Here is an 11637-nt window from a genome sequence, read left to right as displayed (position 1 = left end):
ACCGGTCGAAGGAGACCCGCTGATGAGCCTCGACACGCCCGCCGTCACGCCCGCCGCCCCACCCTCCCCCGCCGGCGCCCCCGGCACCGACCTGCTCGACGCGCTGACGGCGGTGTTCCGCCGCGTCCTGGAGCTGGCGGAGGTGCCGCCGGACGGCAACTTCTTCCTGCTGGGCGGGGATTCGCTGGTCGCCACCCGGGTACTGAGCGCGGTGGCGCGCACCTACGGGGTCGAACTGACCTTCGAGGACTTCCTCGCCGATCCGACCCCGGCGGGCCTCGCCGACCGCGTCGCCACGGCCACCACCGCTGCCACCGCCACCGCCACCGCCGTCGCCACGGCCGTCCGGTGAGCGCCGCCACGCCCTCCCCCGCCGCCCCGCGTCCGGCCGCCGTCCCGCGTCCGACCGCCGCCCCGCGTTCGGCCGTCGTGGTCGGTGCGGGCGCGGCCGGGCTGACCGCCGCCGTGGAGCTGGCCGAGCGGGGCGTGCGGGTGACGGTGCTGGAGGCCCGGGAGCGGGTCGGCGGGCGGGCCCGGGGCATCGAGGTGGCGCCCGGGCGCTGGGTGGACGCGGGCGCCGCGTACCTGGGCGACCGGCACACCGAGCTGCACGCCCTGCTGTCCGCCTGCGACCTGAAGACCGCGCCGACCGAGATGGTCGGGGCCAGCCGGTTCGCGCTGGGCGCGGACGGCGGCGACGGCGCGGGCGGCCCCGCGGCGACCACCGACGGGCGGTTCCCGCCGTTGAACGCGGTCGCCCTGGGCGACCTGTTCGAGCAGTTGGAGGAGCTGGCGGCGGCCGTCCGCCCGGACGCGCCCTGGCTGACGCCGGACGCCGGGCGGCTCGACGCGCTGACCGCCGCCGACTGGGCGGACCGGCAACTGGCCCACCCGGACGCCCGGTTGTTCTTCCCGCTGTTCCTGGGCGAGATGATGGCCGCCGACCCGGCGAAGGTCTCCGTCCTGCACATGGCCTTCTACCTGCGCTCGGGCGGCGGCCTGCGCTACCTGAACGCCTTCGCGGGCGGCGCCCAGCAGGACCGGGTGGCGGGCGGCGCGCACCGGCTGTGCGAGCGGCTGGCCCGGCGGCTGCTGGACGCCGGCGGGGTGCTGCGCACCGCCGAGCCGGTGCTGGCCGTCGAGCAGTCCGACGCCGAGGTCACCGTCCGCACGCCGGACGGGAGTTACCGGGCGGAGGCGGCCGTGGTGGCGGTGCCGCCGCTGCTCGCGGACGCGATCGAGTACCGGCCGGGGCTGCCGGTGCGGCGGGCCGCCTCGCGGACCGGGCGGGGCTGCGCGGTGAAGCTGCACCTGGTGTTCCCGGAGCCGGTGTGGCGGGCGCACGGGCTGTCCGGCTGGTCGGTGAACGCGGCCGGTCCGCTGCTGTCCACGGTGGACGACACCCCGCCGGAGGGCTCCCCCGGCGTGCTGACCGGCTTCGTCACCGGCGCGGAGGCGCACCGCTACGCCGCCCTGCCGCCCGCCGAGCAGCGGGCGTCGGCGCTCGACCAGGCCCGGCGGCTGTTCCCGATGCTGCCCGAGCCGGTCGGTTTCCACCTCACCGACTGGGTCAACGAGCCGTGGAGCAGGGGCTGTTACGCCGCGCTGTTCGGCCCCGGCGACTGGTCGGCGCTCGGGCCGACGCTGACCGCCCCGCACGGCCGGGTGCGGTTCGCGGGCACCGAGACCAGTACCGAGTTCTTCGGCCTGCTGGAGGGCGCGATCCGCTCCGGCCGCCGGGCGGCCGCCGACCTGCTCACAACCTGACGTTCCATCAGTTCCCCATCCCGGCAAGCCTTCTGACCACTTTCCCCCGGACCGGTGCACGCCCCACGAGGGCCGCCCCGGCGACCCGTCCTGCTTGGAGACCCCCATGAGCGACCAGACGCCCCTCGCCCCGCTGTCCGTCCGGGAGCGGTTCATGACCGATCCGGACCTCGGCGCGGGGAACTTCCTCGACCGGGCGGTCGAGGCGAACCCGAACCGGGCGGTGCCGTACGCGTTCTCCCACCGGCTCGACCACCGCGGCGAGGTGGTGCTGGTCGGGCACAGCCTGCTGGACCTGGTGGCGCTGCGCGACCGGTACGCGGCCTGGTACCACGCGATGGGGGTGCGGCCGGGCGAGCCGGTGGCCGTGGTGGTCGCGGAGGGCCTGGAGCCGCTGCTGCACTTCTTCGCGCTGACCGCCCTGGGGGCCGTCCCGGCGCTGGTGAACGACGCGATGCGGCCGGACGTGATGGTGCGGTACCTGAACCACGTCGGCGTGGTCGGGGTGGTGGCGGACGACACCACCCGGCTGGCGTCCGCGTACCGGCAGGACCCGCAGCGCCGGCCCCGGTTCCTGGCGCTGACCGCCGAGGTGCAGGCGTTCGACGCGGCCGCCGCGCCGCTGCCGGCGGAGTACCCGTACCGGCACGCGGCCGAGGACGTGGTGGCGCTGATCCACTCCTCGGGGACGACGGGCACCCCGAAGTCGACGATCCTGGCGCACCGGCAGTTCTGGGAGGGCAAGCAGCCGCGGATGGTCCGCTTCCCGGCCGAGCCGTCCGACCGGCTGATGTCGCTGATGCCGCACACCCACGCGGGCGGTCTGAGCTACTTCCTGACCGCGACGCTGCTGGGCCTGCCGACGGTGGTGATGGCGGGCTGGCGGCGGTCGGTGGTGGAGCCGGTGATGGAGGCGTTCCAGCCGACCATGGTGGCCTCCTTCCCGCGCACCTTCGTGGAGTTGGCGACCGGCGAGCTGCCGGTGAAGGGCGCCGCCAGGGTGCACTCCTGGTTCAACACCGGCGACAGCGCGCACTACGGGCACGTCCGGCGGCTGGTCCGACTGGGCGAGCGCCCGGCCGGGTTGATCCGGCCGTGGCTGCTGCCGCAGGAGAAGGCCGAGCAACCCGCGCTGCCCGGTTCGCAGTTCGTGGACGGGCTGGGCTCCTCCGAGATGGGCATGGCGCTGTTCGGGCAGGTCACCTCGCCGGAGACGGAGCGCGCCGACCGCTGCGTGGGCAAGCCGTCCGAGGTGGTGGAGCACGCCACCGTGCTGGACGAGGACGGGGCCGAGCTGCCGGTCGGGGCGGTCGGCCTGCTGGCGGTGCGGGCGCCCTCGATCACGCCCGGGTACTGGAACAACGCGCGGCTGACCGAGAGCTTCCACCTGTCCGGGTACTGGCTGACCGGCGACGTCGCCTACCGGGACGCCGAGGGCCGGTTCTTCCACCTGGACCGGACGGTCGACGTGATCGACACCCTGGACGGGCCGGTGTACAGCCTGCCGCTGGAGGAGGTGCTGCTGGCCGACTGCGCCGAACTGGTGCAGGACTGCTCGGTGGTGGGCGTCCCGCACCCGGACGGCGGGCAGCGGCCGATCGCCGTGGTGCGGCTCCAGCCGGGGGCCGGTTCCGCCGACGAGGCCGGGCTGTTGAAGGCGGCCAACGCCGAACTCGGCCGGGCCGGGCTGGCGGAGCTGGCCGCGCTGCGGGTGGCCCGCGCGGACGGCGAGTTCCCGCTCGGCCCGACCGGCAAGGTGCTCAAGCGGGAGCTGCGCACCCGGCACGCCGGCCTGCTCACGTCGAGAGTCTCCTGATGGAGCAGCACAGCGGCTCCGGTCAGCCGCCGCCGCAGCCCTACCCGTACGTGCGGCAGCCGCTGGCGGAGCCGGACTGGCGGCGGCTGCCGGGCTGGCGGGAGGTGACGGCCGCGCAGTGGCGGGACGCGCAGTGGCAGCGGGCGCACTGCGTGCAGGGCGAGCGGCAGTTGCGGCAGGTGTTCGGGCCGCTGCTGACCGACCGATTCTACGACGAACTGGCGGCCGACCAGCGGGAGTTCGCCACCATGTCGGTGCTGGTGCCGCCGCACATGCTGAACACCATGGCGGTCGGGGCGCCGCTGGTGCCGGGCGCGTTCACCGAGGCGTTCCTGGCCGATCCGGTGCGCCGCTACATGCTGCCGGTGCGCGCGGACCGGCTGGCGTCCTGGCCGAGCCACCCGCTGGCGGCCCGGGACTCGCTGCACGAGGCGCAGATGTGGGTGGTGGAGGGGCTGACCCACCGCTACCCGACCAAGGTGCTGGCCGAGCTGGTGTCCACCTGCCCGCAGTACTGCGGGCACTGCACCCGGATGGACCTGGTCGGCCGCTCCACCCCGCAGGTCGCCAAGACCCGGCTGGTGCTGCGTCCGGCGGACCGCGAGGAGCAGATGCTCGACTACCTCAAGCGCACCCCGTCGGTGCGGGACGTGGTGGTGTCGGGCGGCGACCTGGCGAACGTGCCGTGGCCCCGGCTGGAGTCGTTCCTGCTGCGGCTGCTGGAGCTGGGCTCGGTGCGGGACGTCCGGCTGGCCAGCAAGGCGGTCGTCGGCCTGCCCCAGCACTGGCTCCAGCCCCGGGTGCTGGCGGGGGTGGAGCGGGTGGCGCGGCTGGCCGCGCGGCGCTCGGTCAACCTGGCGGTGCACACCCACGCCAACCACGCGGCGTCCGTCACCCCGCTGGTCGCGGAGGCGGCCCGGGCGCTGCTGGACGCGGGCGTGCGGGACGTGCGCAACCAGGGCGTGCTGATGCGCGGCGTGAACGACACCCCGGCGGCGCTGCTCGACCTGTGCTTCGCGCTGCAGGGCGAGGCCAACGTGCTGCCCTACTACTTCTACCTGTGCGACGTGATCCCGAACGCCGAGCACTGGCGGCTGCCGCTGGCCGCGGCGCAGCGCCTCCAGGAGGCGATCCTCGGCTACCTGCCGGGCTACGCCACGCCCCGGCTGGTCGCGGACGTGCCGCACGTCGGCAAGCGCTGGGTGCACCAGGCGGTGGGCTACGACCGGGTCCGCGGCATCTCGTACTGGACCAAGAACTACCGCACCGGGCTGGAGCTGCGCGGGGCCGGGGGGCCGGGCGGCGGGGGCGGGCTGGACCGGCGCTACCCGTACGTGGACCCGGTGGACACGCTGCCGCCCGAGGGCCGCGCCTGGTGGGCCGAACGGGCCGGCGCCGAGCGGGAATTCGACCTGAGCGAACTGGAGGAGAGCGAGTGAGCGAGCCGCAGGCGCCGCTGCGCCGGATGTGCTGGATCTTCCCGGACCGGGAGTCGAGCCGGTCCGGGGCGATGTGGAAGCACTACTTCTGGGACATGTACGCGGAGATCGCCGCCGAGCTGGGCCTGGCGTGGACGATGCACGCGCCGGAGGCGGTGACGGTGGACGGCACCGACCCGGGCCGGCCGCGGGTGTACGTGGACGGCGAGCCGGTGACGCCCGGGGACACGCTGTTCATCACGGCGCTGTACTCGCTGCCGTACCAGTCGATGGACGTGTTCAACCAGTTGACGCTGTGCGCGGTGCTGGAGCAGGCCGGGTTCTACCTGCCGTTCCCGGCGCAGGTGTCGCTGCTGGGCAACGACAAGCTGGCGACGGTGCTGTTCCTGGCGGACTCGCCGGTGCCGCCCGTCCCGTCGGTGCGGATCGGCTCCGGCCGGGACGTCTCCAAGCACCAGTACGAGGCAGCGCTGGACGGCCTGACCTTCCCGGCGATCGTGAAGCCGTCCGGCTGGTGCGGCGGCGGCGGGATCTGCCTGGCCCGCTCCCGGGAGGACGTGCGCGGCCTGGCCAGCCTGGCCCAGGGCGGCGACACCGTGCTGGTGGCGCAGCCGTACCTGGGGGACGGCACGGTGGACTACCGGGTGTACGTGATCGACGGGCGGCCGTACGCGGCGCTGCGGCGCACCCCGGAGGCGGGCTCGCCGGTGGCCAACGCGAGCCGGGGCGGTTCGATGGAGTTCTGCGAGGTCCCGCCCGAACTGGTCGACGCCACCGGCTACTTCGCGAAGAAGCTGCCGATCCCGTTCTTCTGCGTGGACTTCCTGCACGACGGCGAGCGGTTCTGGTTCTCCGAGCTGGAGCCGGACGGGGTGATCGCCCCGGACCTGGACGATCCCGGCCGGCCGGTGCAGCGGGACGTCACCCGGGCCCGGTTCGCCGCCTACCGGGACGCGCACGCGGCCTTCCTGGCGGGCGGGGGCGGCCCGGCACACGGCCTCGCGAACGGCTCCGCGCACGGCCTCGCGCACGGCTTCTCGAACGGCGGTGTGCGGCGATGACCTTCTCCCTCACCGAAGCGGAAGCGGCGGACGGCCTGGCGGTGGCCCGGCGGACGCTGGAACTGCTGCGCGGCGTACCGGAGTTCGGCGAGCGGTACGCGGACGCGGCGGCGCCGTCCTCGCTGGCGGAGCTGGCCGCGCTGCCGCCGCTGGCCAAGGACGACCTGAACACGGCGCTGGCGCACCTGGAGCCGGCCGCCGAGAGCGGCGCGACCTGGCTGTTCCAGAGCGGCGGTTCGACCGGCGCGCCGAAGGTCGGCTACGCGCCGACCGGGTTCTACATGGCGAAGGTGCACCAGCACTGGCAGCCGCTGGAGCGGGACGACGTGTTCGTCAACGCCTGGGGCGCGGGCCGGATGTGGGGCGCGCACTTCCTGGCGGCGGGCCTGGCCGACCTGTCCGGCTGCCGGGTGATCGCGCTCGGGTCGGTGACGGCCGAGGAGTACCCGGAGTGGCTGGGCTTCCTGGCCGACCGGGGGGTCACCGCGATCGGCGGCACCCCGAGCGTGCTGCGGCTGTGGTTCGCGCACGCCCGCGCCGCCGGGATCGAACTGCCCTCGCTGCGCAAGGTGCTGTGGCTGGGCGAGGCGTGGCAGCCGCAGCTGGAGGAGGACCTGGCGGCCGTCGCGCCCAAGGCCCGCCGGCACGGCATGTTCGGTTCCACCGAGACCTGGGTGGTGGCTCCAACTCCCCCGACTGCCCGGCCGACACCTTCCACCCGTTCCCGCACCAGCTGGTGCACGTCGGCGCGGACGGGCTGCTGGACTTCACCTCGCTGGACCCGGCGATGCTCAACCCGGTGCTGCGCTACCGCACCGGCGACGCAGGCGAGTTGGTGCCCTGCCCGTGCGGGCGGCCGGGCCCGGCGATGCGGGTGCTGGGGCGCCGCGACAACGTGGTGCAGGTCCGCGGCCTGGGCCTGCACGTGGACGAGCTGCTGGCCCGGGTCGAGCGCGAGCCGGGCGTCACCCGGGCCCAGGTGCTGGTCACCGAACAGGGCGGCCGGGCCAGCGGGGTGGACGTCCTGGTGCTCGGCGAGCTGCCGGACCCGGACGCGCTGCGGCGCGAACTGCTGTCCGCCACCTTCACCTTGAGCACCGCCTTCGTGCACGACCCGGAGAACGTGCGGGTCCGGGTGGTGGACGCGCTGATCAGCAACGACCGCACCGGGAAGACCGCCGGGTTCGCCGTCCGGGAGGAACTGTGAAACTGCGCAGCCCCGAGCAGCTGGGCCGGGCGTTCAACCTGTTCTGGTTCGGCAAGTCGGTCTCCAACGTCGGCGACCGGGTGACGGTGTTCGTCGTCCCGACCCTGATGATCTTCGTGCTGCACGCCTCGGCGTTCCAGGTCGGCGTCGTCGCGATGGCCCAGTACCTGGGCATCCCGCTGCTCGGGCCGGTGGCGGGCGTCCTGGTGGACCGCTGGGACAAGCGGCGCACCCTGATCGCCTGCGACCTGGTCCGGCTGGCGGCCGTCGCGGTGATCCCGGTCGCGTACTGGCTGGACGTCCTCTCCACGCCGCTGCTGTTCTGCTGCGTGGCGGCGGTCTCCGGCGCCACGATCTTCTTCAACGTCGGCTACCTGGTGGCCGTCCCGGCCGTGGTCGAGCAGCCGCACCTGGTGCGCGCCTACTCCCGGCTGGAGGGCAGCGGCTCGGTCGCCGAGGTCTCCGGGCCGTCGATCGCCGCCGCCCTGTACGCGGCGCTCGGCGCGGCCTCGCTGCTGGTCGACGCCGCCAGCTACCTGGTCTCGGCGGTCTGCTTCCGCTGGATGCGGCCGTGGGGACAGCCGACCGTCGCCCAGGGCTCGGTGTGGCAGCGGCTCACCCTCGGCTTCCGGCTGAACTGGCAGGACCCGGTGCTGCGCCGGGTGGTGCTGGCCGCCGTCACGCTCAACTCCGGCGGCCCGGTGTTCGTCACCGTCATGCCGGTGCTCGCCTACCGCGGCCTGGGCGTCACCGTCGGCGTCTACGGCGCCGCGATGTCCACGGCCGCGGTCGGCGCGCTGCTGGGCGCGCTGGTCGCCCCGAAGATCGGCGAACGGCTCGGCATCGGCCGGACCCTGGCCTGGGCGCTGCTGCTGCACTGCCTGGTCGGCCTGGGCGTGCTGGCCGCGCCCGCGCTGCCCTCCGGGCTGGTCATCGCGGCCACCATGGGCTGCTACGGCTTCTTCATGTCCTGCATCAACGTGTGCTCCGCGCCCGCCCGGCAGTCCCGGATGTCCGCGCAGCACCAGGGCGTCATGCACGCCGCCTTCCGCACCGCCACCTGGGGCGTCATCCCGCTGGCCGCGCTGGCCGGCGGCCTCGCCGTCTCCCTGCTCACCGGCCCGCTCGGCGTCCTGGACGCGGCCCGCTGGACCATGGTCGGCGGCACCCTGCTGGCGGCCTGCTCCTTCCTGCCCGCGCTCGGCATCCAGTCCCGGATGGACGCCGACCTGCCCAAGGCCGTGGACCGGATCGCCGGGCCGGCGGAGGACGGCGGTTCGGCGCAGGCCGACGGTGCCGCGGAGGCGGACGGTCCGGCGGGGGCCGGCGGCCCGGCGGAGGGTGCGGGCCCGGCGGGGGCCGGCGGCCCGGTCGAGCCCGCGGAGGTGGTGAAGTGACGGGCCGCCAGGTGCTGTTGGTCACCGGCTGCTCCTCCGGCATCGGGCTGGCCACCGCCGCGGCGGCCGACCGGGCGGGCTGGGCGGTGGTCGCCACCGTCCGCGACCCCGGGCGGGCCGACGCCCTGCGGGCCGCCGCGCCCGGCGCGCGGGTGCGGCGGCTGGACGTCACCGACGAGGAGTCGGTGGCCGACTGCTTCGCCGGGCTGGAGCGGCTCGACGCGCTGGTCAACAACGCCGGGATCTCCAACTTCGACCCGACGCTGGAGATGTCCACCGCGAAGGCGCTGCGCGCCAACCTGGAGGTGAACTTCTTCGGCACGGTGGCCGTCTCGCGGGCCGCGATGCCGCTGCTACGCGCCTCCGGCGGGCGGCTGCTGACCATCGGCAGCGTGCACGGCGTGGTCGGCCAGCCCTTCAACGAGGCGTACTGCGCGGCCAAGTTCGCCGTCGAGGGCTTCATGGAGGCGCTCGCCCCGGTCGCCGCCGCGCACGGCGTACGGGTGTCGGTGCTGGTGCCCGGCTACGTCCCGGACACCCGCTTCGGGATCTTCCCGGACGTCAACCGCCGTACCGTGCAGGCCGCTTCGGGCCCGTACGCGGAGACCTTCGCCGCGTACGGCGCCCGGATCGGCGCGCACTGGGCGGGTGCCGGGCAGCCCGCCGCGGAGGTCGCCGAGGCGGTGCTGCGGGCGCTGGCCGAGGAGCGGCCGCCGTTCCGCATCCCCACCGGGCCGTGGGCGGCGGCCTACCTGGACGCCAAGCTCGCCGACCGCGACGGCAGCGCCGTCCAGCGGCTCGCCCACGACTGGATCGGCCTGAACCCCCTGCCCTGAGGAGCAACCGCCATGCCCGCACTGCCACTTCACGCGCTCGTCGACCACGCCCGGCGGCACTCGCCGTTCTACGCCGAGCTGTACCGCGACGTGCCCGCCGTCGTCACCTCGCTCGCCCAGCTGCCCCTGATCGACCACGTCGCGTTCTGGTCGGCCAACCGCTGGCCCGACAACCGGCTGCTGACCGGCCCGCTCACCGACGCCGCCGTCTACAAGTCCGGCGGCACCACCGGCGCGCCCAAGTTCTCGCCGTGGACGCGCTCCGAGCACGTCGACTCGGTCAGCGCGTTCGGCGCCGGGCTGGTCGACGCCGGGCTCAAGCCCGGGCAGAAGGTCGCCAACCTGTTCCGGGCGGGCGAGTTCTACAGCGGCTTCCTGTTCATCGAGGGGGCCCTGCACCACGCGCCGATCGACAACGTCCGGCTGCCGGTGGCCACCGCGCCGGACGAGTACGTGGCCGACCTGATCCACTCGTTCGGCGTCGACGTGCTGGCGGGCGAGCCGATGAAGCTGTCCGCCGTCGCCGAGACGCTGCTCAAGCAGGACCGGCCCGCCCCGCAGGTCGAACTGATCCTGTTCGGCGGCGACATCCTCTTCAACGACCTGCGCCCGCTGCTGCGTTCGGCCTTCCCGAAGGCCGCGCTCTCCTCGATCGGCTACGCCTCGGTGGACGCCGGACTGGTGGCCGGGCCGGTGCCCGCCGGGGACGACCTGCGGGTCCACCGGGCCTTCCCGAACCGGACGGTGGTCGAACTCGTCGACGACACCACCGGGGAGCCGATCACCGAACCCGGCGTCCCCGGGCGGGTGGTGGTCACCAACCTGTTCCGCACCCTGGTGCCGATCCTGCGCTACCCGGCGGGCGACCGCGCCGAGTGGACCGACGCCGACTGCCGCACCTTCCGGCTGCTCGGCCGCTCCACCGAGGGCGCCCGGATCGGCATCGTCACCATGCCCACCGAGGACGTCCGCGACGTGCTGCTCGCCCACGACCCCGACCACCGCATCACCGGCCTCCAGTTCGTCCAACGGCGCTGGGAGGGCCGCGACGGCCTGGTCATCCGGCTCGGCCACACCACCGACGCCCCGCCCTCCGCCGCCTTCACCGAGACCCTGCGGCAGGCCGTCCTCGACGCCCGGCCCGCGTACGTCTCCGAGACCGCGATCGGCGCGATCCACCCGCTCCGGCTCGAATGGGTGCCGCGCGGCGAGCTCGTCACCAACCCCCGCACCGGCAAGCTCCGCCAGGTCATCGACGAGCGCCCCGCGCACTGACCGCGACGCGCCGACGGGTGGCCGCCCTACTCGGTGAGCGGGTCCGCCGCGACCCGCCCGGGGCGGGCGGTCATCCGGGCGCCGACCGACCAGGCGTGCCGGGTGACCGCGAGCAGGAAGCGGGTGCGGGAGGCCCGGACGGCGTGCAGGGCGGGGCCGTGGTCGACGGCGACGAAGAGGGCGCCGGCCAGCGCCAGCAGCAGCCAGACCAGGTTCATGAACGGCCGGGCGGCGGGCGGAAGTTCGGTGGCGGACTGGTGCAGCCGGCGGACGTGGAACGGGATGTGGCGGCGCTCGTCGCGCAGAATCCGGTCGGTGACCTCGCGGGCCAGCGGGTCGGCGAGGCCGTCCCGCACGCTGCGGTAGTACTCGACGGCGACCAGCTCGGCGACCATCAGCACCATCAACTCGGTGCGCAGGCCCAGCAATCGGCGCACCCGGACGAAGATCCCGTCGCTCCAGTGCCCGTCCAGCAGCGGGACGCCGGCCGCCCCCAGCAACTCGGCCAGCAGCCGCGCGTGGTTGTGCTCCTCGGCGATGAACAGCCGCACCGCCGCCGAGTACTCCGCGTCCCCCGCCAGGTCGGCCTTGGCCCGCAGGTTGGCCCCGTCCCCGTTCTCCCCCACCTGGAACTTCTGCAGGCTGCGCGCCACCACCGGGGGCAGCCGCACCCCGTGCCCCCACTCCGGATCGGCGATCCACTCCCGGCGCGCCTTCTCCGCCTCGAACTCCGCCACCCACTCACCGAAACCGCTTCCGGGCATGGCTGCGCCCCCGCTCTCGTGCCTGTGCTGCGCCCGCCGCGCCGACGGCACGCGGGCATACCGGGACGAACACCA

11 protein-coding genes are annotated in these 11637 nt (G+C 74.8%); 10 read left to right on the top strand and 1 reads right to left on the bottom strand.

Going from position 1 to position 11637, the window contains the following annotated elements; genetic code table 11:
* Positions 1–22: 22 nt before the first annotated feature.
* The 10 genes from QMQ26_RS28340 to QMQ26_RS28295 all read left to right on the top strand — a co-directional run bounded on the left by QMQ26_RS28340 (position 23) and on the right by QMQ26_RS28295 (position 10798).
* Positions 23–352, top strand: a complete 330-nt coding sequence (locus tag QMQ26_RS28340) for an acyl carrier protein (protein WP_282203186.1) — start codon at positions 23–25, stop codon at positions 350–352.
* On the top strand, positions 349–1767 hold the full coding sequence (locus QMQ26_RS28335) for a flavin monoamine oxidase family protein (protein WP_282203185.1): 1419 nt from the start codon (positions 349–351) through the stop codon (positions 1765–1767). The genes QMQ26_RS28340 and QMQ26_RS28335 overlap by 4 nt, the downstream gene beginning before the upstream one ends.
* A 106-nt stretch (positions 1768–1873) precedes the next feature.
* Positions 1874–3583 carry a class I adenylate-forming enzyme family protein gene (locus QMQ26_RS28330; protein WP_282203184.1) on the top strand — a complete coding sequence of 570 codons (1710 nt, stop codon included), beginning with the start codon at positions 1874–1876 and terminating at the stop codon, positions 3581–3583.
* On the top strand, positions 3583–5022 hold the full coding sequence (locus QMQ26_RS28325) for a KamA family radical SAM protein (protein WP_100839770.1): 1440 nt from the start codon (positions 3583–3585) through the stop codon (positions 5020–5022). The genes QMQ26_RS28330 and QMQ26_RS28325 overlap by 1 nt, the downstream gene beginning before the upstream one ends.
* Entirely contained in the window at positions 5019–6083 is a 1065-nt protein-coding gene (locus QMQ26_RS28320) for an ATP-grasp domain-containing protein (protein ID WP_282203183.1), read from the top strand. The genes QMQ26_RS28325 and QMQ26_RS28320 overlap by 4 nt, the downstream gene beginning before the upstream one ends.
* Positions 6080–7177, top strand: coding sequence for an AMP-binding protein (locus QMQ26_RS28315; RefSeq protein WP_282203182.1), 1098 nt, complete (start codon positions 6080–6082; stop codon positions 7175–7177). The genes QMQ26_RS28320 and QMQ26_RS28315 overlap by 4 nt, the downstream gene beginning before the upstream one ends.
* Positions 7111–7290: a hypothetical protein gene (locus tag QMQ26_RS28310; protein ID WP_282203181.1), complete on the top strand. Its 180-nt coding sequence runs from the start codon at positions 7111–7113 to the stop codon at positions 7288–7290. Before QMQ26_RS28315 ends, QMQ26_RS28310 begins: the two co-directional genes overlap by 67 nt.
* On the top strand, positions 7287–8687 hold the full coding sequence (locus tag QMQ26_RS28305; RefSeq protein WP_282203180.1) for an MFS transporter: 1401 nt from the start codon (positions 7287–7289) through the stop codon (positions 8685–8687). The genes QMQ26_RS28310 and QMQ26_RS28305 overlap by 4 nt, the downstream gene beginning before the upstream one ends.
* The gene (locus tag QMQ26_RS28300) at positions 8684–9523 is read left to right on the top strand and encodes an SDR family NAD(P)-dependent oxidoreductase (protein ID WP_282203179.1); all 840 of its coding nucleotides are present in this window, start codon (positions 8684–8686) and stop codon (positions 9521–9523) included. The genes QMQ26_RS28305 and QMQ26_RS28300 overlap by 4 nt, the downstream gene beginning before the upstream one ends.
* A 12-nt stretch (positions 9524–9535) precedes the next feature.
* Positions 9536–10798 (top strand): phenylacetate--CoA ligase family protein, encoded by a 1263-nt coding sequence (locus QMQ26_RS28295; RefSeq protein ID WP_282203178.1) that lies wholly within the window; start codon positions 9536–9538, stop codon positions 10796–10798.
* Between the two features lie 26 nt (positions 10799–10824).
* Here the strand turns inward: QMQ26_RS28295 and QMQ26_RS28290 are convergent, their stop codons facing one another.
* Positions 10825–11535, bottom strand: coding sequence for a ferritin-like domain-containing protein (locus tag QMQ26_RS28290; RefSeq protein ID WP_404813976.1), 711 nt, complete (start codon positions 11533–11535; stop codon positions 10825–10827).
* Between the last annotated feature and the right edge of the window lie 102 nt (positions 11536–11637).

It is taken from the genome of Kitasatospora fiedleri (assembly GCF_948472415.1).
Lineage (GTDB): Bacteria > Actinomycetota > Actinomycetes > Streptomycetales > Streptomycetaceae > Kitasatospora > Kitasatospora fiedleri.
The sequence above is the reverse complement of the archived record's forward strand: the minus strand, read 5'-3'. Positions and strand labels throughout refer to the sequence as shown.